The following is a 23,531-nucleotide window of genomic DNA, read 5'->3' on the forward strand; positions in this document are numbered from 1 at the left end:
AAACTCCTTATTTCGCGGTACGAAGCGCGGCGCTTTGCGCGTCGGGACGCAGTGAGCCGTACTCCTCGTCGGAAATCTGTTCGAGCGTCTTCCCGGTTGTCGAGACGCCCAGGAAAATCACAGCGAGCGCGCCGATCAGCAGGATGACCGTGGTCATGCCGAACACGCCGGCAAAACCCCACAGCGGGTAGATGTAGCCCACCAGCATGGGTGAGCAGATCGCGCCGATGCGGCCGAACGCCGAAGCCGTGCCCATCCCCGTCGCACGCAGATGTGTCGGGAACACCTCAGGGGTATAGGCATATTCGCCCGCGTTGACGCCGTTCATCGCGAAGGACATGAAGATCGAAGCAAGCACGATCGATGTGTCGCTGCCCGCATTGGCCAACCAGATACCTGCGACGCAAGCCAGTCCCATGTACGTGACGATCGTGGCCTTGCGCCCCAGCTTTTCGCAAAAATATGCCGACGAGTAGTAGCCCGGAATCTGCGCGAGGTAGATCAGGATCGAGACGGAGAAGCTCTTCGTAATGGTCATGCCGTGCTGAACGAGCAAGCCGGGGATCCAGACGAAGAAGGCGTAAGAGCAGAACGTCACCGACAGCCATAGACACCAGCTCATCAACGTCGTTTTGGCGAGCGGCGGCTTCCACAGCAGCTTCAGGTTTCCGAAGAAGGAACCCGAGTGCTCATAGCTGGCGCCAGCGCCTGCCACAGGCACGACGGGAGGCAGCGTCACACCCGTGCGTTCGATCTGCCGTTCGATATCGGACACGACGGCTTCGGCCTCGGCATGACGGCCGCGAATCTCCAGCCACCGCGGCGACTCGTGTAGTGAACGCCGCCACCACAGCAGCACGACGACAGGCACGGAAACGATCACCAGCGCGATACGCCAGCCTTCCGGGTTCAGCGGGATCACGAAGTAGCCGATCAGCGCCGCAGCCACGAAACCGAACGAGAAGAAACCAGCCAGCGCGCCGGTGAAGGCGCCCCGATAGCGGTTGCTGACGAACTCCACCAGGAACGGCGCAATGATCGCGCCCTCGGCGCCCATCCCAATGCCGGCTATGGCTCGCAGCAGGGCGAACGTGTGCCAGTCGTTCACAAACGCGTTGGCGAACGTCAGCACGCAGAAGAAGGTCAACGCCCACATCATGACGACACGGCGGCCAAAACGGTCGCCTAGCAGGCCGGCGAATAGCGCGCCGACGAGAAAGCCGACATAAGTGCTGCTACCGAGAAGCCCGGTTTCGAAACTCGTCAGATGCCATTTGGTACGAACAACGGGCAGGATAAACGCGATGATGGCTGCGTCAACGGCTTCGAACATGAAGCCCAGGCCGCCCATGATGAGCAGTTTGAAGTGGAAACGGCTGAACGGAAGGCGTTCGAGCCGGGCTGCAATCGGTGACATGTAGTTGCTCCCGCAATGAGGGATCGACCAGCCCGGAGTTCCGGACCGAAGTGCGATAACAATATCCTGTATCCAAAATCCAGAGTCAAGGCCGGGTAAACCTCCGCGTGTGCTTCCGTCGCCCGGAACGCGACCGTGAATCAGAATCTGGAGCCTTTAAAACGTATGGCGGATGCCCGCGCGGACGGCGACCTGGCTATTCGTGGACGACGGCGTCAGGAAGGACAATGCCGCGACTGCGGACTTGCCGGTCGAATCGATACCGGTCGCCCGCTCCCAGGAGGTCGTCGCATAGAGCAACGTCCGCCTCGACAGGCTGTACTGAGTGCCCACGTTGAGCTGCAAATATTTCGCCGATTCAGCCTTCGTATAGTCGTATGAGGCTCCCAGCAGAAGTGCCGGCGTGACGTTGTACGTTGCCAGCGCCTCGTAGTTATTGAAGGTCGCTGTGCCCGAAAACGGCGTCGACGACGTCCGCACCACGTCTTCAAAGCGGGTATTCGTATAGGTGAACCCCAGCAGCGCCGCGCCGATGCGGTAGTTGACGCCAGCGCCCGCAACCTGCAGGGTCTGGGCCGACGTGTACCCGCTGTAAGTCGGATTGGTGATCGGGTTTACAAACGTGCCGCCGGCCACGGGGTTTGCCGTCGCGTCGTAGATGGACGTCGCGGGGTTATTGATTCGCGAAAATACCGCGCTGGCGCTGAGTGCGTTGTTCGCGTAGCTGAGGCTGATCGCCTCCTTTTTACCGTTGGAGAAGTCTCCTGCCACGCCGCCCAGGCTGAAAAGCCCCGACAGTTTGAAACCGCCGTAGGTAGGCGAGATGTACTTGATCGAATTGCTCAGCGAGTAGTTGCCCCAGACGTTATCGACGTCTGCTGCGTGCGTAGCGAGAATTCCATTGAACCGGCCAGAAGCTGAAAGACCGATCAGCGAATCGAGCACCAGATCGTACTGGCGCCCCATCAGCACGGTACCGAAGGGCGAGCCGAGGCCGACGTAGGCCTGACGGCCAAACAGACGCCCACCGTTATTCAGCTTTCCGGTATTGATATCGACGCCGCTTTCCAGACGGGCCACCGTACTGTATCCGCCGCCGAGATCCTCGTTGATCAGAAACCCCCATTTTGTGCTGCCTAATGCACCGTTGGAGGCCTGGACGTTGTAGTGGCCACCCTGGTTGTTTGTATACGTGATCCCATCGTCCAGCGTGCCGTACAACGTGACGGAACTCTGCGCGTGACACACGACCGCGGTGGACATGATCGCGGCTGCCATACCTGCCTTCTTCATCTCGCCCCTCTTTAATAAGTGGTACTACTGATAGCAAATGGAATGTCCTGCCAGGTCGCTGTGTATGGCGCCGCCCGCGCGGCTTGGGTGACAGCCGGACGGGAACCGATTGCCCCGTCATCTCCACAGGACGACGCGTGCGGTCTCCACACAGAAAGACCCTCGCAACGAACTACAATATCCTGGATCCAATATAATCGGTCAAGCAGTTCGCGCAGCGTTTCAGTGGATGTTGTGAGGCTCGGGCGTGCGCCTATGGCGAGAACTGGCCAAATATGCTGGATGCGATCACAAGCCCGACGTTGATGGCGGATCGACAGCTTGAGCGCGCGACGGACGTAAAAAAGGCCACGTACCTTTTGGGAACGTGGCCTTATTTCTTTGGTGCGTGAGGCCGGACTCGAACCGGCACGAGATTGCTCCCGTCAGGACCTAAACCTGGTGCGTCTACCAATTTCGCCACTCACGCGAATTTTTTTACCTGGCAGGCAGGACCGCTACGATATCGCGAGTGATACAAACCTGGGCGAGACATCGAACTTCTGCGATACCAGCAACAGCCCTTATTCTACGCGGGTTCCCGCGACTTCAGCCCTGCCGCCGCCCGGTGAAGCGTCAGGACCTGAACCTGGTGCGTCCACCCATTTCGCTACCCGCGCAGGCGGACATGGCACGATGCGCCTGCCCGTTGTCCCGCATGCCGTCAGCCGCGTCAGAAACACGCGCCCGAAAGCGTAAGCGCGAGATTCTAACCGATTGATTCGCACTTGTCTGCATTTGCCTGGCATCTGTCCGGGCGGCGCCGATGCTACAATTTTTGGCTTGATGCACGCACGGCGTGCCCCTTCTTCGCCTGCCCTTCCCCACATTCCAATCCAGTGAATTTCGACGAATATTGCCAGCAGAAAGCGGCGCCGCCCGGATCGAGCACGTACTATGCGCTTCGGCAGGCGCCCGCAGCCACCCAGCCGCTGTTGACCGCGCTGTTCGCGCTGCGCCGTGAGTTCGAGGAAACGGTCAAGGAAACCAGCGATCCGGCCATCGGCCGCACGAAACTCGCGTGGTGGCAAAACGAGCTCGCCGCACTGGCTTCGGGCTCGCCGTCGCATCCGGTGTCCAAGGCGCTGGCAGCCTATCTGCCCGATGTGAAAGCCGAGTACCCGGCGCTGCAGGCGTTGCTCGCCGGCTTCGAGATGGACCTCGACCAGGCGCGTTATCTCGATTACCCGAATCTGCGGCGCTACGTGCAAGGCGTGGGCGGCACCTTCGCGTCGTTGATCGCGCGCGCGACGGCGAAAGATCCCGCGCAGGCGTCGAACTGGTCCGCACCGCTTGGCGAGGCGCTGCTGCTCGCGCAGATCGTCGTCGAAACGGGCAATGACGCGCGCCACGGCCGCATCTATATCCCCATCGACGAAATGCAGCGCTTCAATGTGACTGCCGCGGACCTGATCAATCGAAAATATAGCGACGCGTTCACCGAGTTGATGCGCTTCGAGACCAAGCGCGCCCGCGATGCGTTGCAGGCCGCGCTCGGCGCCGTGCCCGCCAGCGAGCGCCGCTCGCAGCGTACGCTCGTCGCGCAGGCGGCATTGGCGCTGGCCTTGCTGGATGAAATCGAACGCGACGGCTATCACGTTCTGCATCAGCGCATCGCGTTGACGCCGATTCGCAAGCTGTGGATCGCGTGGCGCGCGAGGTGATCGATCGGCGCGGCTGCATCACGCCAGTTGCGCTCAGCACGTTGTCAGACGCGTAGCAACGGCAGCGGCTCGAAGCGCTGCTGCAGGATCGTCGACGCGTCGAGTCCCCACCAAGGCCCGAGCACAGTCGCGTAAAGCTGCCGGAAATCGACGCCGACCGGCAAGTTGCCATTGCCGTCGAGCCGCGTCAGCACCGGCGGCACGCCATATAAACCACCGCGCACGCGTCCACCCATGACGAAATGCGGCGCCACGGTGCCGTGATCGGTGCCGTTGCTCTGATTCTCACGCGGACGCCGGCCGAACTCAGCATAGGTCATCACCAGCGTATCGTCCCAGCGGCCGAGTTCGACGAGCGCCGACTTCATCGACATCAATCCTTCCGCGAGCTGCTTGAGCAGCGCCGCCTGCTGACCTGGCTGATTCTGATGCGTGTCGAACCCGTTCAGCGTGAGGCGGATCACCGCGACACCCTGGCCACGCTTCGGCTGTTCTTGTGGCGCGTTTCCCGAAGAAACTTTCTTCGGAGCTTCACCCGCCGCCACTACCTGCATCGCCGTTTTGATCGAGCTGCCGAACGCGCCGCCGGGAAACACGGTTTTCAACTGAGCCTGTCCTTGCGCGGGACGCAGCCGGTCGGCGGCTTTCACAATGTCGTTCTCGACGTCGAGAATATGCGCCAGCTCGGGATTGCGCTCACGCACCGATACCGGCTTCGCGAGCCGCGAAGCCTTGACGAACTGCGCCGGATTGACCAGCGCGATCGCACGCGCGCCGTTCGCGAGCGGCCCCATCTCGGCACTGCCGATCACCACGCCGTCGGCGGCAAAACCGGCGGGCACCGGCGTCTGCGCAAACGCGCGCGTCAACCATCCCTCGCGCAAGTATTGGTCGGAACGTGACGCGGTGTCCCAGATCTCGATCGAGCGGAAATGTGACAGGTTCGGTTGCGCATAGCTCACGCCCTGCACGATCGCCAGTTGCTGGCCGCGCCACAGCGGCATCAGCGGTTGCAAGGACGGATGCAGCGCGGTGCGCTCGTCGAGTTGAATCGCCTGCTCGCGTTTGATGCCGATGTTCTTGCGCAACTGGTAGTAGGCGGGATCGGCAAAGGGAATCACGGTATTCAAACCGTCGTTGCCACCCTTCAGTTCGACGAGAATCAACAGGTTGTCGTAGCCGCGTGCCGGAGACGCGCCCGGCGCCGCCATCTGCGCGCCGAACGCGCGGGGCAGCCAGAATGTTGCGCTGGCGGCCGCGCTCATCGAGAGAAAGCTGCGTCGTTTCATCCTGCACCTCGTTCGATTGTCGCGGCGCGAATCGTGTCGCCGCCGACAGACACATTCTTTTTAGCGGCCTGGCGCGTGCTTATTCAGCTGCTCACCTCACTTCAGTTGATACGCCGGGTCCATCAGCAATGCCTCCAGATACGCACTCGCGGTCGAACCGGTTTCGATCGCATCCACCGGCGTGAGCGGCAAGACCGCATGCTGCAACTGCAACTCGGCCGACACGCCCGGCCTGGCCGTCGGCGCGGTGTTGTAGTGCGCGAGCCACGTCTCGATGTCGAAGCGTACGCCACCTTTGCCACCTTGAGCGGCCCGCGCCATCGTGCGTTGCGGCGTTGGCGCCGTCTGCATGTCCGGCATCGCGCCGCTTGCCGCGAACTCTGCGTTCATCGGATTGGTCATGCGCCGCGGACCGGCGGCCTCGGTCGCGCGAAACAGCTGCTCGACGAATTGCTTGCGGGCGAGCAGCGTGGAACTGTTGATCCATGTCGTGCCGCCCGGCCATCCTTTGACGTTCGGCGGATAGAACAGGTTCTCGCCGAGCGCGCGGATTTGCGAGGCGAACGGCGCAGTGTTGTCGTAGCCGATGTCGAACGCCCGGAGCGTGCCGACCACGAACTCCGCCGGCGACTTCACGAGGACGCCGCGATTGTCGTCGTCCCAGAACGCGCCGCTCAGGAAGACACCGCGCAATGCGATCTTGATATCGTAGTGGCTCGCGCGAAACCGCGCCGCGATCGGTTCGATGCGCGACGGGTCCGGCGTATCCGAGACGAACTCTCGCCACAGTTTGGTGGTCACGAAGATCGCCGTTTCCGGCCGTGCGAGCAGAATATCGAGCACCTGGTCGCCGTCGAACGGCCCCGTCTCGCCGAGCACGGTCTTCTCGCCGTCGTCGTGCTGGCTGGCGCGCCACACGTAGGCCTGCGTGTCCGGATCGAGACTCCAACCGGTGTACGCACGTGCAGCCTCCGACACGTCGCGCTGCGTGTAATGCCCTTCGCCGAGCGTGAACAGCTCCATCACTTCACGGGCAAAATTTTCGTTGGGCTTGCCCTTGCGATTGCTCGCGCCGTCGAGATATTGCAGCATCGCCGGATCTTTGGCGACGTCGTGCAACAGCTCGCCGAAGTGGCCGAGCGCGTCTCGCCGCAACAACATGTTCTGCAGCGCCATCTGCTGCGGATACGGCACCTTGTCCTGACCCGACGTGAAGTGGTTATGCCAGAAGAGCGTCATGCGCTCGGTGAGCGGCGACGGCGTGGTCGACATCTCGCGCACCCACCACGCGCGTAATAGTTCGTAACGCTGGCCACGCAGGCGCTGCGCTTCGCGACGTTGATCGTCGGTCCACGCCTTGCGCGTCTCGCGTGTCGGAATCGGTTCGAGGACCCAGTCGGGCAACGGCGTGAGCGCCTCGGTTCGAGTGCTCGCGAGTACCTTGTCGACCGCCTGCGCTCGCGTGAGTCCAACGTATTGCGCAAGCTCGGCGCTATCCGGCGCGAAGCCGACGCGCGTCAGGAAGAAGCGCGCATCGTCGGCATCGAGGATGCTCTGTTCGCGCTCTGAAGCTGCACGCTCATCGGCGGTCGCCACACGGTGCCTGAAGTGTTGACCATGGGTCGCGCCCGGCTGCACAGCGGCGGCCGGTCCGCCACATGCCACCACCGCCAGCGCAATCGCCGATGCTGCGAACCGGCGGCCATGACTACCACGCGTGAGCAATTTCATCATCGGTCATCAAGATTGGCGCGACGTCATGGAACAGGCGTTGGCGCGTGCAGTGCATGCATGGCGCGCTTCGCTCTGACGACTCAACGGCAGACTGAACGGGAAAGTTGACGGGGGAAATGCGATGAATTCTTTCACGCGGGGCAGAAGCGTGAAACGCGTGCCGAGGGCTGGCACGATAATAGCTACCGCTTATAAAGTTCGCGGACAGCGTCTTCGATATGCTGCCGTAACAGACGCCGTTCGTCGGGCGTCATATGACCGTCACGACGACGTTGATCAAGATCAGGGGGAACTGCGGTGCGCAACATGACGTCTGATGCGGGGTGGTCGGTGTTCGGGTTGTGGCGGCTGGGCTTGCCCTGCTTGGGCGCGTGCTCGCTCGCAGCTCTGTCGGCGGAAGGCTGGGCATGGGCGAGCGTTGGTCCTAGTGAGCCTGCAAGCGTACCGGCTACCGCCAGTGCAATCACGCTTAGGCGCACATTCGGCCAAACCCCTCCCTTCATGTTGTTCCCTTCGTGGCGCGGCAACCGGCTACCTCAAATGCGTATACGAACCCCGGTAACGAGCCGGGTGCGATAGTTTTAGTCGTGTGAAGTATCCACCGAACAGCCGCATTCAGTAAAGGAGTCTACCTGCCCCCGCTTTACGTCGTGCCACAGTGCGGGTAAATTTTGTAACTGACTGTAACCCGTTAAATGATGCAAACGCGCACCACTTTCTAATCGCGCTAAGATGCCGACCATGGAAACTAAAAACCCTTCGAAAATCCTCGTCGTCGACGACGATCCGCGCCTGCGCGATCTGCTGCGCCGCTACCTCGGTGAACAGGGCTTCAATGTCTATGTTGCCGAGAACGCGCCGTCCATGAACAAGCTCTGGGTGCGTGAGCGCTTCGACCTGCTGGTGCTCGATCTGATGCTGCCAGGCGAAGATGGTTTGTCGATCTGCCGGCGCCTGCGCGGCAGCAACGACCGCACGCCGATCATCATGCTGACGGCCAAGGGCGAAGACGTCGATCGGATCGTCGGCCTCGAAATGGGCGCCGACGACTATCTACCCAAGCCGTTCAACCCGCGCGAGCTGGTTGCGCGCATCCACGCGGTGCTGCGCCGCCAGTCGCCTTCGGAGTTGCCGGGCGCGCCGTCCGAAACCACCGAGGTGTTCGAGTTCGGCGAGTTCGCGTTGAATCTCGCCACCCGTACGCTCACCAAGGCCGGCCAGGAAATTCCGCTGACCACGGGCGAGTTCTCGGTACTCAAGGTGTTCGCGCGTCACCCGCGCCAGCCGCTGTCGCGTGAAAAGCTCATGGAGCTCGCGCGCGGCCGTGAGTACGAAGTCTTCGACCGCAGTCTCGACGTGCAGATCTCGCGTCTGCGCAAGCTGATCGAACCCGATCCGGGCAGCCCGCGTTTCATTCAGACCGTCTGGGGTCTGGGCTACGTGTTCATCCCCGACGGTGCAGCCTGAGTTTGTTTTCATCTGCTGCTTTTGATTCTAAATAAGAAGGGCCCATGCGGATCGACCGGCGCCTCCTGACGCTCGCGTTCGGCGGCCTTTTCTGGCGGACCTTTCTGTTGATCGCGCTGTTGATCGCAGTCAGTCTCGCCGCGTGGTTCCAGAGCTTCCGGGTGATCGAACGCGAGCCGCGCGCGCAGCGCGTGGCGTTGCAGCTCGTCGCCATCGTCAAGCTCACGCGCACCGCACTCCTCTATTCCGATCCCGACCTGCGGCGCGCCTTGCTGCAGGATCTGGAAAGCAATGAAGGGGTGCGCGTGTACCCGCGCGAAACCACCGACAAGTACAAGCTGCAGCCCGACGAGTCCCTGAACCGGCTGATCGAACACGACATTCGCGGCCGCCTCGGCGACGACACCGTGATTGCCCAGAGCGTGAACGACATCCCCGGCGTCTGGATCAGCTTCAAGATCGACGACGACGACTACTGGGTCGCGCTCGACCGCGATCAGCTCGACAACGCCACCGGTTTGCAATGGGCCGGCTGGGGCGTGTTCGCGCTGGCGCTGTCGCTGTTCGGCGCGGCCTTCATTACGAGTCTCGTGAACCGTCCGTTCGCGCGCCTCGCGATGGCCGCGCGCAAGGTCGGCTCCGGGCAGTCGCCGGAGCCGCTGCCCGAGCGCGGCATGGGCGTGGCCGCGGAAACCAATCGCAGTTTCAACCAGATGGTGCAGGACCTCGAACAGCTCGAGGCCGACCGCGCGCTGATGCTCGCGGGCATCTCGCACGATCTGCGCACCCCGCTCGCGCGGCTGCGGCTCGAAACCGAAATGAGCCCGTCCGACCAGGCCACCAAAGATGCGATGGTCGACGACATCGAGCAGATGGACATGATCATCGGCCGGTTCCTCGATTACGCGCGCCCGGTGCAGCGCGTGCCGGAACCCGTGGACCTGTCCGTGATCGCGGGAGAACTGGCCGCGCGCATGCAGAGCGAAGACAGCATGCGCCTGATCACGCGGCTCGCGCCGTCGGCGGTGATCGAAGCCGACGAAACCGACATGCGGCGGGTGGTCGGCAACCTGCTGGAAAACGCGCGCAAGTATGGTCTGAGCGACGGCGACGGCATTCCGCACGTGATTCTGGAAACGCGGGTGTCGCACTCGCGGGTCGAGCTGTCCGTGGTCGACGAAGGCCCCGGTATTCCGGAAGACCAGTTGGCGCTTGTCACGCGGCCGTTCTATCGTGTGAATTCGGCGCGCACTCAGGCGAACGGCACGGGCCTAGGCATGGCCATCGTCCAGCGCCTCGTGGGCCGTTACCGTGGCGCGCTGCGCTTGCGCAATCGCACGCCTGGACCGGGTCTGGAGGTCACCATCGAGTTTCCGCTCGCCAAGGGCATCTGATCGGAACGGGGCGTCATCCGTCCTTCGTGAGGATATGCCGCGTCGAATAATAACCACCCGGTTAGTTATTTATAGCTATCGGACAGATAATTCAATAGCACGACCGCGAATCACATGGAACGCGCTCGTTGCGGCGAGTTGATAGCCTGAAGCATGCTGTTTTCCGACACACGAAGGAGCACTTCCATGAGAACCGTTGGCGATAAACTCGAAGCGTTCACCGTCACTGCCGCGAAGCCGGGCTTCAACCATCATGAAGAGAACGGCATGTCGGCGTTCGAAGAGATCACGGAGCAGTCGTTCCCGGGCAAGTGGAAGATCATCTACTTCTACCCGAAGGATTTCTCGTTTGTGTGTCCGACGGAAATCGTCGAATTCGCCAAGTTGGCCAAAGATTTCGAAGAGCGCGACGCGGTGTTGATGGGCGGCAGCGTCGACAACGAATTCGTGAAACTGGCATGGCGCCGCGCGAACAAGGACCTGGACAGGCTGAATCACTACGCCTTCGGCGACGTGAAGGGCGAGCTGATCGATCAGCTGGGCGTGCGTGACCAGGAAGCCGGCGTCGCGTTGCGCGCCACCTTCATCGTCGATCCGGACAACACGATCCAGCACGTGTCGGTGAACAATTTGAACGTGGGCCGCAACCCGGAAGAAGTGCTGCGCATTCTGGACGGCCTGCAAACGGACGAGCAGTGTGCTTGCAACCGCGAAGTCGGCGGCGACACGCTCTAAGCGGTGCTGGTGAAAAGCCCGCCTGGGGCTTGAATGCGTGCAGCGCGGCGAGGCTCCCGCCGCTGCGCGCGTTGTAAAACCAATCAGTTCTTGATCAGCAGAACCGCAGCCTGAGCTTCAATGCCCTCGCCTCGGCCGAGATAACCGAGCTTCTCATTGGTCTTGGCTTTGACGTTGACCCGCTCGATCGGCAGATCAAGATCCGCGGCGATATTGGCGCGCATGCCCTCGATATGCGGCGCCAGCTTCGGCGCCTGCGCCACCACACTGCTATCCACATTGGCGATGGAAAAACCCGCCGCCTTCACGCGCGCGAAACATTCACGCAGTAACACGCGGCTATCGGCGCCGGCGAATTTCGCGTCGGTATCGGAGAAATGCCGGCCGATATCGCCCATCGCGGCGGCGCCGAAAATGGCGTCGGTAATGGCGTGCAGCAGCACGTCCGCGTCCGAATGGCCGAGCAGGCCGCGCTCATAAGGAATCGTCACGCCGCCGATGATCAACGGACGTCCCGGCACCAGCGCATGCACGTCATACCCTTGCCCAATTCTGAAATCCATATGCGTCATGTCCTTGAATCCGCTCACTAAAATTGAAATCGCTGATCACGAAGCCGCCGGCCGGCTCAGAATCGCCTCGGCCAGATCGAAGTCTTCCGGATACGTCACCTTGAAGTTGCGCAAGCTGCCCTGCACCAGCTTCGGCGCATAGCCCAGCCACTCGATCGCGCTCGCTTCGTCCGTCAGGTCGTGACCGTCGGCCTGCGCGCGCAGGATCGCCTCGCGCAGCATGCCGATGCGGAACATCTGCGGCGTCTGCGCCTGCCACAAGCCGTCGCGCGCCTCGGTGCGGGCGATCCGGCCGTCGGACGAGCTCGCGTCGATCCGTTTCAGCGTGTCCGCCACGGGCAACGCCATGATGCCGCCCACCGCGTCGTCCTTCAGCGCGCCGACCAGCGTGCGAATCAGCGCGGGCGTGATGCCCGGCCGCGCCGCGTCGTGCACGAGCACCCAATCGTCGTCACGCGCGCCGAACTCGGCGAGCGCATGCAGGCCGTTGAGCACCGACGCCTGGCGCGAGGCCCCGCCGCTGCGGCGCACGGCAAAACGCAAGCCGCCGAAGCGACGGCCGTCGAAGTGCGCGTCGTCCGGGGCGATCACGACGAGGGTTTGCGCAAACTCGCTGCAGGCGTCGAATGCCGCCAGCGAGTAATGCAACATGTCGCGGCCGGCGACAGTGCGATATTGTTTGGGCATCGCGGCGCCGGAACGGCTGCCGGTGCCAGCGCACGGAATCAGGGCAAATAGACGGGAAGTCACGAGTGCGGATGCCGCGAAGTCAAAGTAAAGGACGGATTTTATAATAGGTCCTTCGCATCCACGCCCCGACACGCGTAAACTTGCCGGTCACGTGTGAGCCTGAGGCCGCTTTTTCTCATCTATGCCAGACATCGCCGCATCATCGCAGTACTCCCCGCCCGTCGCGCTCGTCAAGGCCGGCCAGCGTTTCGCCTTCGACGGCACGCACGGCTCGTCCGACGCGCTGCTGATCGCCCGCTACCATCTCGCCTATCGCGAGAAGGTGCCGCTGCTGGCGGTCGTGTGCGAAAGCGCCGTCGATGCGCAGCGTTTGGCACAAGAAATCGGCTTTTTCGCGCCCGAGGCGCGCGTGCGCCTGCTGCCAGACTGGGAAACGCTCCCTTACGATACCTTTTCACCGCATCAGGATCTGGTCTCCGAGCGCCTCGCCACGCTGCACGATCTCGGCGAAGGCCGCTGCGACATCCTGCTGGTGCCCGCCACCACGGCGCTGTACCGCATGCCGCCCGCCTCGTTCCTGGCCGCGTACACGTTCTCCTTCTCGCAAGGCGAGCGCCTCGACGAAGCCAAGCTCAAGGCGCAGTTGACCCTGGCCGGCTACGAACACGTAAGCCAGGTGGTGCGTCCGGGCGAATACTGCGTACGCGGCTCGCTGCTCGATCTCTATCCGATGGGCTCGCCCTTGCCCTACCGGATCGACCTGTTCGACGACCAGGTCGACTCGATCCGCGCGTTCGACCCGGACACGCAGCGCAGCCTGTACCCGGTGAAAGACGTGCGCCTCTTGCCGGGCCGCGAATTTCCGTTCGATGAAGCCGCCCGCACCGCTTTCCGCAGCCGCTGGCGCGAGACCTTCGAGGGCGACCCGAGCCGCGCGTCGATCTACAAGGACATCGGCAACAGCGTGCCGTCCGCGGGCATCGAATACTATCTGCCGCTCTTCTTTAACGACACGGCCACGCTGTTCCATTACCTGCCCGAAGGCGCGCAACTGGCGTTCGTCGGCGATCTCGAGGCGGCGATCCGGCGCTTCACCAACGACACGAAGCAGCGCTACAACTTCCTCTCGCACGACCGCGACCGGCCGATTCTGGAGCCGCAGCGCCTGTTCCTGTCCGACGAAGACTTCTTCACGCTCGCCAAACCCTTCGCGCGGCTCTCGCTGCCCGCCAACGCCGGCGGCGGCTGGTCGACGCCGTTGCCGAATCTCGCGATCGACCGTCATGCGGAAGATCCGGTCGCAGCCTTGCGCGCGTATCTCGACACCACGCCGAATCGCGTGCTGTTCGCCACCGAATCGGCGGGCCGGCGCGAAACGCTGTTGCAGTTGCTCGCCGACAATCATCTGCGACCGGTATCGAGCGACAGCTTCCAGGACTGGCTCACGAGCGACGAGCGCTTTTCATTGGGCGTCTCGCCGCTCGCCAACGGTTTTGCCGTGCCGGTCGACGGCATCGCGATCATCACCGAAACCGAGCTGTATGGTCCGCTCGCGCGTCGCTCGGGGCGCCGCCGTCAGGAACAGGCGAGCAACGTCGATTCGATGGTGCGCGATCTGTCCGAGCTCAAAGTGGGCGATCCGGTCGTGCATTCGCAGCACGGCATCGGCCGCTATATGGGACTCGTGACCATGGATCTCGGCGAAGGCGAGACCGAGTTCCTGCACCTCGAATACGCGGGCGACAGCAAGCTCTACGTGCCGGTCGCGCAGTTGCACGTGATCTCGCGCTATAGCGGCGCCGATCCGGAAAGCGCGCCGCTGCACTCGCTCGGCTCCGGCCAGTGGGAAAAAGCCAAACGCAAGGCCGCGCAACAGATCCGCGACACCGCGGCCGAACTGCTGAATCTCTACGCGCGCCGCGCCGCCCGTTCGGGCCATGCGTTCGCGCTCGAACCGAAAGACTACGTGAAGTTCGCGGAGAGTTTCGGCTTCGAGGAAACGCCCGACCAGGCCGCCGCGATCGCGGCCGTAATCGGCGACATGACGAGCGGCAAACCCATGGATCGCCTCGTGTGCGGCGACGTCGGCTTCGGCAAGACCGAAGTGGCACTGCGTGCGGCGTTCATCGCGGTAATGGGCGGCAAGCAGGTTGCGCTGCTCTCGCCCACCACGCTGCTCGCCGAACAGCACACACAAACCTTCAGCGACCGCTTCTCCGACTGGCCGGTGCGGATCGCCGAACTGTCGCGCTTCAAGTCGACCAAGGAAGTCAGCGCGGCGATCCAGCAGATCAACGACGGCAGTGTCGACATCGTGATCGGCACGCACAAGCTGCTCTCGTCCGACGTGCAGTTCAAGCGGCTGGGACTCGTGATCATCGACGAGGAACACCGTTTCGGCGTGCGTCAGAAAGAGGCTTTGAAGGCCTTGCGCGCCGAAGTGGACGTGCTCACGCTCACCGCCACGCCGATCCCGCGTACGCTCGGCATGGCGCTTGAAGGCCTGCGCGATTTCTCCGTGATCGCCACCGCGCCGCAAAAGCGCCTCGCGATCAAAACCTTCGTGCGGCGCGAGGAAGACAGCGTGATTCGCGAAGCCATGCTGCGCGAGTTAAAGCGTGGCGGCCAGGTCTACTTCCTGCACAACGAAGTCGAGACGATCGAAAATCGCCGGCAGATGCTCGAAGCGTTGGTGCCCGAAGCGCGTATCGCGGTCGCGCACGGACAGATGCATGAACGCGAACTCGAACGCGTGATGCGTGACTTCGTTGCGCAGCGCGCCAACGTGTTGCTGTGCACGACGATTATCGAAACCGGTATCGACGTGCCGAGCGCCAATACGATCCTGATTCATCGCTCCGACAAGTTCGGCCTCGCGCAATTGCATCAGTTGCGTGGCCGTGTGGGCCGTTCGCATCACCAGGCGTATTCGTATCTGCTGGTCCACGATCCGCAAGGGCTGACCAAACAGGCGCAACGCCGCCTCGAAGCGATCCAGCAGATGGAGGAACTCGGTTCGGGCTTCTATCTGGCCATGCACGACCTCGAGATTCGCGGCACGGGCGAAGTGCTCGGCGACAAACAGTCGGGCGAGATTCACGAGATCGGCTTCCAGCTCTACACCGACATGTTGAACGACGCCGTGAAGGCGCTCAAGGAAGGCAAGGAGCCCGACCTCACCGCACCGCTCGCCGCGACCACCGAGATCAACCTGCACGCGCCGGCGATTCTCCCGGCGGACTATTGCGGCGATGTGCAGGAGCGTCTGTCGCTCTACAAGCGGCTGGCTAATTGCGAACACAACGATTCGATCGACGGCATTCAGGAGGAACTGATCGACCGCTTCGGCAAGTTGCCGCCGCAAGCGCATGCGCTGGTGGAGACGCATCGTCTGCGGCTGGCGGCGAAGCCGCTGGGTATTTCGAAGATCGACGCCGGCGAAGCGGTGATCGGCTTGCAGTTCATCCCCAATCCGCCGATCGACGCGATGCGGATCATCGAGATGGTGCAGAAGCACAAGCACATCAAGCTCGCGGGCCAGGACAAGCTGCGTATCGAAACGCGCAGCCCGGATCTCGCGGTGCGTGTCGCCACGGTCAAGGAAACCTTGCGCGCGCTCGGCACGCCGAGCCGCGGCACCGCGGCCAGCGCTGCTGCGCGATGAGTTCGTCGATCGCGCGGCGCTAATGCGGCCTTGGCGCGGCGTTAAAAAAACGCGGGACGTCTAGCGTTTTTTCGTTCATGCTGCGGTGCGCAAACGCGCGCCGCAGCATACGGACGGCTTTTTTTTGGGTATGATCGAAAGACTTAAATGCCGGAGTCTTGTCATGTCTCATGTCGCTGAATCAGCGCAGTCTTCGCAATCGTCCGCCTCCGCTTCGAATTCCTCCTCGCCTGTCTCGCTCCCGTGGGTCACCCGTCTCGTGTCGATGGACACGGTCAGCCGCAATCCGAATCTCGGCCTGATCGAAACCGTGCGCGACGAATTGCGTGCCGTCGGTATTCAGGCCACGCTCACGCACGACGAAAGCGGCAAATGGGCCAACCTGTTCGCGACGATTCCCGCACACGACGGCGAAACGAACGGCGGCGTGGTGCTGTCGGGCCACACCGACGTCGTACCCGTGGACGGCCAGCAATGGGACAGCGATCCGTTCAAGCCGGAAATTCGCGGCGACAAGCTGTACGGCCGCGGCACCTGCGACATGAAAGGCTTCATCGGCGCGGCGCTGACACTCGTGCCGGAGATGCAGCGCACCAAACTCGCCAAGCCGATTCACTTTGCGCTGTCGTTCGACGAGGAAGTGGGCTGCGCGGGCGCGCCGCTCCTGATTGCCGACCTGATGAAGCGCGGCGTGAAGCCGGACGGCTGCATCGTCGGCGAGCCGACCAGCATGCGGCCGATCGTGGCGCACAAAGGCATCAATGCTTACCAGTGCTGCGTGCGCGGTCAGGCGGCGCATTCGTCGCTTACGCCGAAGGGCTTGAACGCGATCGAATACGCCGCGCGGCTGATCTGCTACATCCGCGACATGGCCGACCAGTTCCGCGAGCAGGGCCCGTTCGATGAACTGTACGACGTGCCCTTCACCACCGCGCAAACCAGCACGATCGTGGGCGGCAATGCGATCAATACCGTGCCGGCCGAATGCAAGTTCCAGTTCGAATTCCGCAACCTGCCCACGCTCGATCCCGAACCGATCTTCGCGCGCATCGATCAATACGCACGCGAAACGCTGCTGCCGAAAATGTTGCGCGAGCATCCATCGGCGGCGATCGAGATTACGAAGATCGCCGCGGCGCCCGGACTCGATTCGTCTGAACAAGCCGCCATCACGCAACTGGTGCGCGCGCTGACCGCCGATCAGGACAGGCGCAAGGTCGCCTACGGCACGGAAGCCGGCCTCTTCTCGCTGGCGGGCATTCCGAGCATCGTATGCGGCCCTGGCGACATTCAGCAGGCGCACAAGCCCAACGAATTCGTCGCGCTGGATCAGCTGGTGGCCTGCGAGCGTTTCCTGCACAAATTCATTCACAGCATGTCGGTCGACGCGCACGCGCGCTGAAACTGACGCACGTAGAAAGAGTCTTACCCATACCGACCCAAGCACGCCCACGCCATGTCCACCGCCACGCCGCAACACACCGACCATACGATCGACGGCGAGCCGATCCCCACGCTCGACGACATCGCCGCACAGCACTTTGCGTTGACGCCGTGGGTGACGCGAACGCCGGTGTTCGACAGGGTGGACTTTCCGTCGCTGGAAGGCACGGTGGTGAACTTCAAGTTCGAGCTCTTGCAGGCGGGCGGCAGCTTCAAGGCGCGCGGCGCGTTCACCAATCTGCTCGCACTGGACGAAGCGCAACGCAGCGCGGGCGTCACTTGCGTGTCGGGCGGCAATCATGCGGTGGCGGTCGCGTATGCGGCCATGCGCCTCGGCATCAGCGCGAAGGTCGTGCTGTTTCACGCGGCCAATCCGGCGCGTGTGGCGCTGTGCCGGCAATACCGCGCGGAGATCGTGTTCGCGCAAGACATTGCCGAGGCATTCGAACTGGTGCGCCGTATCGAGGCTGAAGAAGGCCGCTATTTCGTGCATCCGTTCAACGGCTATCGCACGGTGCTGGGTTCGGCCACGCTCGGCTATGAGTGGGCCACGCAAACGCCGGATCTCGAAGCGGTGATCGTGCCGATCGGCGGCGGCGGCCTCGCGGCGGGTGTGGCGACCGCCATGCGGCTCGCGAATCCGAACGTGCATGTATATGGCGTGGAACCCGAAGGCGCGGATGTCATGGGCAAGAGTTTCGCCGCCAATCACACGGTCAAGATGCGCCAGATGCACGGCATTGCCGACTCGCTCATGTCGCCGCATACCGAGGAATACAGCTACGAATTGTGCCGCCGTCATATCGATCAGCTGGTCACGGTTTCCGACGACCAGTTACGCGCGGCCATGCTGACCTTGTTCGGACAACTGAAGCTTGCGGTCGAGCCGGCCTGCGCCGCGGCTACCGCCGGCTTGCTCGGCCCGCTGCGCGAACAGTTGCAAGGCAAACGCGTGGGCGTTCTGCTATGCGGCACCAATATCGATCCGGTCACATTTGCCACGCATATAGACCGCGCGCGACATAGCGAGTCACTGTTTCCTCAATAAAAAACAATCCTCGCATTACCCGGCAAAAGACTAGCCTATCATTCTCAGGTTGGTATCATTCGAATATCGACTTCTGGGAGGAACCTCTATGAGCATGGTCAAGGAATTCAAGGAATTTGCCCTCAAGGGCAACGTGATGGATCTCGCGGTCGGTGTGATTATCGGCGGCGCGTTCTCCACCATCGTCAATTCAATTGTTAAAGACTTGATCATGCCGGTTGTCGGGCTTGCCACCGGCGGCCTCGATTTCTCCAATAAGTTCGTTCGCCTCGGTGCAATTCCACCTAGCTTCAAGGGCAGTCCCGAGTCGTATAAAGACTTGCAAACGGCGGGTGTTGCCGTGTTCGGTTATGGCTCGTTCATCACCGTGCTGATCAACTTCCTGATTCTCGCGTTCATCATTTTCCTGATGGTCAAGTTCATCAACAATCTGCGCAAGCCGGCTGAAGCCGCGCCGGCAGAACCGCCGCCGACACCGGAAGACGTGCTGCTGCTGCGTGAAATCCGCGATTCGTTGAAGAGCTCACCGCGTTGAGCATGCCGGCGTCTCAGCCGGAGCCAGCCGCAAGCCGCAAGCAAAAGGCCTGTTGCGATTCCCTCGCAACAGGCCTTTTTCCTTACCGAGCGCCGATGACCGATGCCGGCGGCACGCGCTCAAGCGTCCTTCTGCTCCTTCTGACTGACCGCGCCTTCGATCATCGTTTCGAGCTGGCCGAAGTTGACAGGCTTGGTCAGGTGCGAAGTGAAGCCGGCGCTCAGGCAGCGACGCACGTCTTCGTCGGTGCCGAAACCGGTCAACGCGACCGCGGGCGCGTCCGAGTGCTCGCGGAACGCCTTGATGAAGTCGAGGCCGGTGCCGTCGGGCAAACCGACATCGCTGACGATCAGATCGAAGGTCTGCGATTGAGTCGCGGCCAACGCGTCGTCGACCCGGCCCACGGTCGTGACCTCATGGCCAAGGCTGCGAATCAGTTGCTCCATGACCTCGGCGGTGTCCAAATGGTCTTCGATCAGCAGGATGTTCAGCAGACCGGCCGAATGCACTTCGTCCGGCACCACGATCGGTGACGTCACCTCAGGCGCAGCGGCGGTCGGCAAGGTGATTGTGAAGGTCGCGCCGCAGTGCGCGCCGGGGCTCTGCGCGGTCACCGTGCCGCCGTGCACGTCGGTCAATGCTTTCGTGATCGCGAGTCCGAGGCCGAGGCCGCCGAACTGCCGGGTCATGTTCTGATTGCCCTGCTCGAACGCGTTGAAGAGCTTGCCGATCTGGTCCGGCTCGATGCCGATCCCCGTATCTTCGACCGATATCTGCACGTGCATGCGTTCGTCGTGGGTGCGCACATAAATATGGCCGCCGTCCGGCGTGAATTTGGCGGCATTGCGAATCAGGTTCCACAGCATCTGCTGCAGCCGCGCGCGATCGGCCAGCACGTAATGGTGCTGGGCGTCCTTATGGACGTGCACGTCCTGCTGCTTGACCTGAATCTCGCTGCGAAACAGTTCGAGCACGCTGTCTATCACCTCGTGCACGTCGACGGTTTCGAGCGACAGCCGCAACTTGCCGTTCGCCACGCGCGTGAGATCGAGCAGGTCGTCGATCAGCCGCGCTTCGAGTTCGACGTTACGGCGGATCATGCGCACGCTCGCGCGCGCCTGATCGGGCAGATCGGGGATCATCTCCAGCACGCTGGCGCCGGCCAGCACTGGCGTGAGCGGCGTGCGCAATTCGTGCGACAGCATGGCCAAAAAGCGGTCCTTGGCGCGATTGGCTTCTTCGGCGGTCTGGCGGGCGGCCTGCTCCGACGCCAGCAGCCGTTCGCGCTCCTCGTTCGCCTCGCGCTGCGAATGAATGTCCGTGCAACTGCCGAACCATTTGCTGACGTTGCCTTCGGCGTCGCGCATCGCCACCACGCGGACGTCGAACCAGCGGTATTCGCCGTCGTGCCGGCGAATCCGCAACTCGTGCCGGTAGTCGCCGACCTTGTCCGACACCGCCTTCAGCCAGCTACGGCGAACCTCTTCGCGGTCGTCCGGATGCACGGCGTCGAGCCAGGCGAGACCGTACGAACAGCTTTCAGCGAGGCCCGTATAGTCGTACCACTGCTTCGACAGAAAATCGCAGTCGCCCGTGGCGTTGCAAGTCATGACAAGGTGCGGCAAGGCCTCCGACAAGGTGCGGTAATGCTGCTCGCGATCGCGCAGCAGCAAGGCTTCGTCCGACGCGCGCTGCAGGCGCACTTGCGAGAGCACACGTTCGACGGCTTCAGGAAGGTAATCGAGGTAATCGCCGGATTTCGGCACCACGTCGGACACGCCTGCGCGCAGCGCTTCAATCACACGAGATTCGTCGGTGAAACCGGTCACGAGGATGGCGGGAATTCGCACGCCTTCCGTGCGCAAACGGCGAAAGAAGTCCAGGCCGGTCTCGGGACCGCTCAGTTGATAGTCGAGCACCAGCAAGTCGGGACCGCCGCCCGCAAGCCGCTCACGGGCCGCTTCGACGCCGGCGCAGATCGCGACCCGGCAGCCCGCGCGCTCGAGCGACTTGCGCGCGAGCCGCAGGATGCCTTCGTCGTCATCGACGACCAGCACGTACGCGGCAGGCGGCGTGGACACTTCTTCGGTCATGCGGAGTCTTCTCTGGCTAGGGTCTTCAAGTGGTCTATCTTGTCACGAGCGGCTTTCGGCCGGCTTCATGCGAACCTTCCATTACGGCGCCGCGAGACGATGCCCCGAGGGCAGCTTGACCACCTGCAGGAAAAACCCGAGGCGCCGCACGGCTTCGATGAACGCATCGTACTCGACCGGCTTGGTGATGTAGACATTGCAGCCGAGTTCGTAGCAGCGCGCGATTTCGCGCGGGTCGTCGGTCGTGGTGAGGACGATCACCGGTACGGCGGCGGTTTGCGGCGACTCTTTCAGACGCCGCAAGACCTCGAAGCCGTCCACCCGCGGCATTTTCAGATCGAGCAGCACGACGAAATTCATCAAATCTTCGCGCGCGGGTACAGCGCTGTCAGCGGGATCGGCCGAGGAACTCGCGGCGGCGTCCGCCGGGGACGGCGTTGGGCCGAAAAAATAATCGAGTGCCTGCTGGCCGTCGCGAAAGCGCACGAAACCGTTCGAAATGCCGGCACGGCGCAGATTGCGCTCGACGAGCGTGGCGTGGCCGTCGTCGTCTTCGATCAGTACGATGCTGACCGTTTCCCCGTGACTCATATGCTCTCCGTGCTGAACGATTGGTTGATGCCTGCCACTTGTGAAGATCCGCGCCGCTGCCGCGTCTACCCGCTCTTATTCAGAGACGCGCGGGCTGTTCCGGCAACACCACAAAAAACGTCGACCCCGCGCCTTCCGCCGACTCGACCCACACGCGGCCCCCATGCCGCTCCACCGTGCGACGCACCACCGCGAGGCCAATGCCGTCGCCACTAGCGACGTCGCCGTGCAGGCGCTGAAATGCCCGGAACACTTTCGACATATACGCGGCCGGAATGCCGAGGCCATTGTCGCGCACATAATACGTGCGCATGCGCACCGCGCGCGGTTCGCCCGCCTCGCCCGGCTCGACCGGTTCGGGTTCCAGCGCGCCGACTTCGATACGCCCATTGCGCGCCGGGTCGAGATAATTCAACGCATTGCCGATCAGGTTGCTGAAAATCTGCTCGATCGCGCCCGGGTCGCCCCATGCCGGTGGCAAGTCGCGCACGGTCACCACGGCCGCATGTTGCCCGATCGCGCCCTGCAGCGCGTCGACCACCCGTCCCACCACGCGCCCGACGCTCACACGTTGCCACTGGTACTCGAGCCGGCCGGCGCGCGAGATGCGCAGCAGCGCGTCGATGATCGCGGCGGCCCGCGTCACTGCCGCGCGCAAATATTGCAAGGACTCGCGCACCTCGCCGTCGAGAATATGCGCCATGCGCCGATGCTCGGCCTCCGGCAATTTTGCCGCCGCGACGACGCTGTCCAGCTCGTCGCACGAGACCTGCAACTCCTTCGAGAAACCTTGCAGATTCACCAACGGCGAGCGCAGATCGTGCGACACGCTGTAGATGAACATTTCATTATCTTGCGTCTCCTGACGCAGTTCCTCGTTGACGCCCGCCAATTCCTGCGCGCGCGCTTCGAGCCGCGTTTTCAGCATGGCCTGCTCGGCGTCGGCCTCACGCAGGCGTGCGCCCGTCTGATGCAGCACGGTGTCGAGCGCGGCAATCTCGTCTTTACCCGACAGCGGCGGCGCGAGCGTGCGTCCGCTGCCCAAACGCTCGGCGTTATCGGTCAACACTTCCAGCCGCCGGCCGATGCTGCGCGCAAAAACCACCGCGGTGGCCGCCCAGATCAGCATCGAGCCCAGTACTGCGCCGATCAGCGCGTACTGCTGGCGGTCGCGCCGGCGCGCGAGCGCGGCCGAGCGCTCGGCGTCGAGCCGTGACGCCTCGTCGCCGAACGCGGCGAGCTCGTCACGAAACACCGCGATCTGCTGCGGCAACGCGCCGGTCTCCAGCGCGGCAAACGAATTCGGGCGATGCCCCGCATGCAGCGCCTGTGAGATCGCGACAGTCTGCGCGCGATACGCGTCGATCGCCCGCTGCATCTTGTGCACACGCTCGACCTGCTGCGGCGTGCCGGCGACCAGCACCTCCAGATTCGACAGCCGGTCGCCCAGATCGACCCACACCGTATGGCGGTCGATCAGCGACGCATCACCGATGACCATAGCCGTGCGAACCCGCGCCGCCTGACGCAGCAACGGATCGACGATGGCCGACGACTGATAGAGGATCTGCTTGCTGTTGGTGACCCACTGCGCGGCCTGCGCTGTCTGCTCCTGGGTATCGAAGACGACGCCGAGAAGCGCCAGCTCGACCACGCTCGGCACTGCAATCAGCAGCAGACCCTTGGTGAATAGTTTCATGTTCGCCCGAAGGGTCGCAAAGAGTCACTCAAGCGGTCACTCAAGCCGCGGCGGTTCGCGTGACCGGCCACGCCGCGCCGCCCTGGCGGGACTTTGCGGTGCCGGATCGGCGAACTCGGCGCAGTGCAGCCGGACGGGCCATTATCGACGTGAATTCGAGATAT

The 23,531-nt window shown here is 62.9% G+C and carries 18 protein-coding genes and 1 tRNA gene; 8 read left to right on the forward strand and 11 right to left on the reverse strand.

Translation table 11 applies throughout. The features are described 5' to 3' along the window. Positions 1 to 7: 7 nt before the first annotated feature. From ACQKRQ_RS15345 to ACQKRQ_RS15355, 3 genes are all read right to left on the reverse strand, one after another. Positions 8 to 1,417: an MFS transporter gene (locus ACQKRQ_RS15345; RefSeq protein ID WP_427477933.1), complete on the reverse strand. Its 1,410-nt coding sequence runs from the start codon at positions 1,415 to 1,417 to the stop codon at positions 8 to 10. A gap of 156 nt (positions 1,418 to 1,573) precedes the next feature. Continuing rightward, positions 1,574 to 2,710, reverse strand: a complete 1,137-nt coding sequence (locus tag ACQKRQ_RS15350) for a porin (RefSeq protein WP_408313159.1) — start codon at positions 2,708 to 2,710, stop codon at positions 1,574 to 1,576. A 382-nt stretch (positions 2,711 to 3,092) separates the two neighbouring features. Continuing rightward, positions 3,093 to 3,179: transfer RNA gene (locus ACQKRQ_RS15355), tRNA-Leu, on the reverse strand. A 409-nt stretch (positions 3,180 to 3,588) separates the two neighbouring features. Between ACQKRQ_RS15355 and ACQKRQ_RS15360 the strand changes: the two genes are divergently transcribed. Further along, complete coding sequence (locus tag ACQKRQ_RS15360; RefSeq protein ID WP_408247038.1) at positions 3,589 to 4,413, forward strand: squalene/phytoene synthase family protein; 825 nt, start codon at positions 3,589 to 3,591, stop codon at positions 4,411 to 4,413. 44 nt (positions 4,414 to 4,457) lie between these two features. Here the strand turns inward: ACQKRQ_RS15360 and ACQKRQ_RS15365 are convergent, their stop codons facing one another. From ACQKRQ_RS15365 to ACQKRQ_RS15375, 3 genes are all read right to left on the reverse strand, one after another. Beyond that, entirely contained in the window at positions 4,458 to 5,702 is a 1,245-nt protein-coding gene (locus tag ACQKRQ_RS15365) for a DUF1501 domain-containing protein (protein WP_427477935.1), read from the reverse strand. Positions 5,703 to 5,798: 96 nt separating this feature from the next. Continuing rightward, a complete protein-coding gene (locus ACQKRQ_RS15370; protein WP_427477937.1) occupies positions 5,799 to 7,436 on the reverse strand; it encodes a DUF1800 domain-containing protein in 1,638 nt (545 codons plus the stop codon). Positions 7,437 to 7,618: 182 nt separating this feature from the next. Further along, a complete protein-coding gene (locus ACQKRQ_RS15375) occupies positions 7,619 to 7,939 on the reverse strand; it encodes a hypothetical protein (RefSeq protein WP_132374732.1) in 321 nt (106 codons plus the stop codon). A 229-nt stretch (positions 7,940 to 8,168) separates the two neighbouring features. Here ACQKRQ_RS15375 and ompR point away from each other — a divergent pair, with 229 nt between their 5' ends. The 3 genes from ompR (at position 8,169) to ACQKRQ_RS15390 (ending at position 11,032) form a co-directional block, all read left to right on the forward strand. Further along, the gene (gene ompR, locus ACQKRQ_RS15380; protein WP_006048917.1) at positions 8,169 to 8,903 is read left to right on the forward strand and encodes a two-component system response regulator OmpR; all 735 of its coding nucleotides are present in this window, start codon (positions 8,169 to 8,171) and stop codon (positions 8,901 to 8,903) included. 44 nt (positions 8,904 to 8,947) lie between these two features. After that, positions 8,948 to 10,297 carry an ATP-binding protein gene (locus ACQKRQ_RS15385; RefSeq protein ID WP_095419485.1) on the forward strand — a complete coding sequence of 450 codons (1,350 nt, stop codon included), beginning with the start codon at positions 8,948 to 8,950 and terminating at the stop codon, positions 10,295 to 10,297. Between the two features lie 186 nt (positions 10,298 to 10,483). Further along, complete coding sequence (locus ACQKRQ_RS15390; protein ID WP_132374733.1) at positions 10,484 to 11,032, forward strand: peroxiredoxin; 549 nt, start codon at positions 10,484 to 10,486, stop codon at positions 11,030 to 11,032. Positions 11,033 to 11,115: 83 nt separating this feature from the next. Here the strand turns inward: ACQKRQ_RS15390 and ispF are convergent, their stop codons facing one another. Then, a complete protein-coding gene (gene ispF / locus ACQKRQ_RS15395; protein ID WP_132374734.1) occupies positions 11,116 to 11,595 on the reverse strand; it encodes a 2-C-methyl-D-erythritol 2,4-cyclodiphosphate synthase in 480 nt (159 codons plus the stop codon). Between the two features lie 45 nt (positions 11,596 to 11,640). After that, positions 11,641 to 12,354, reverse strand: a complete 714-nt coding sequence (gene ispD / locus ACQKRQ_RS15400) for a 2-C-methyl-D-erythritol 4-phosphate cytidylyltransferase (protein ID WP_427477941.1) — start codon at positions 12,352 to 12,354, stop codon at positions 11,641 to 11,643. 121 nt (positions 12,355 to 12,475) lie between these two features. On the opposite strand from ispD, the gene mfd reads away from it, so the two are divergent. The 4 genes from mfd to mscL all read left to right on the forward strand — a co-directional run bounded on the left by mfd (position 12,476) and on the right by mscL (position 18,984). Then, entirely contained in the window at positions 12,476 to 15,958 is a 3,483-nt protein-coding gene (gene mfd / locus ACQKRQ_RS15405; protein WP_427477943.1) for a transcription-repair coupling factor, read from the forward strand. Positions 15,959 to 16,121: 163 nt separating this feature from the next. Next, complete coding sequence (argE, locus tag ACQKRQ_RS15410; RefSeq protein ID WP_427477945.1) at positions 16,122 to 17,360, forward strand: acetylornithine deacetylase; 1,239 nt, start codon at positions 16,122 to 16,124, stop codon at positions 17,358 to 17,360. Positions 17,361 to 17,414: 54 nt separating this feature from the next. Continuing rightward, positions 17,415 to 18,449: a threonine/serine dehydratase gene (locus ACQKRQ_RS15415; RefSeq protein WP_427477947.1), complete on the forward strand. Its 1,035-nt coding sequence runs from the start codon at positions 17,415 to 17,417 to the stop codon at positions 18,447 to 18,449. An 88-nt stretch (positions 18,450 to 18,537) separates the two neighbouring features. Further along, entirely contained in the window at positions 18,538 to 18,984 is a 447-nt protein-coding gene (gene mscL, locus ACQKRQ_RS15420; RefSeq protein WP_132374739.1) for a large conductance mechanosensitive channel protein MscL, read from the forward strand. Positions 18,985 to 19,103: 119 nt separating this feature from the next. Here mscL and ACQKRQ_RS15425 read toward each other — a convergent pair whose 3' ends face one another. From ACQKRQ_RS15425 to ACQKRQ_RS15435, 3 genes are all read right to left on the reverse strand, one after another. Then, on the reverse strand, positions 19,104 to 21,077 hold the full coding sequence (locus ACQKRQ_RS15425) for a response regulator (RefSeq protein ID WP_427477949.1): 1,974 nt from the start codon (positions 21,075 to 21,077) through the stop codon (positions 19,104 to 19,106). An 81-nt stretch (positions 21,078 to 21,158) separates the two neighbouring features. Beyond that, positions 21,159 to 21,668, reverse strand: a complete 510-nt coding sequence (locus ACQKRQ_RS15430; protein ID WP_132374741.1) for a response regulator — start codon at positions 21,666 to 21,668, stop codon at positions 21,159 to 21,161. A gap of 79 nt (positions 21,669 to 21,747) precedes the next feature. Beyond that, on the reverse strand, positions 21,748 to 23,367 hold the full coding sequence (locus ACQKRQ_RS15435; protein ID WP_427477951.1) for a sensor histidine kinase: 1,620 nt from the start codon (positions 23,365 to 23,367) through the stop codon (positions 21,748 to 21,750). Positions 23,368 to 23,531: the final 164 nt, after the last annotated feature.

The organism is Paraburkholderia sp. NPDC080076, from assembly GCF_050281145.1.
In the GTDB taxonomy this organism is placed as follows: Bacteria; Pseudomonadota; Gammaproteobacteria; order Burkholderiales; family Burkholderiaceae; genus Paraburkholderia.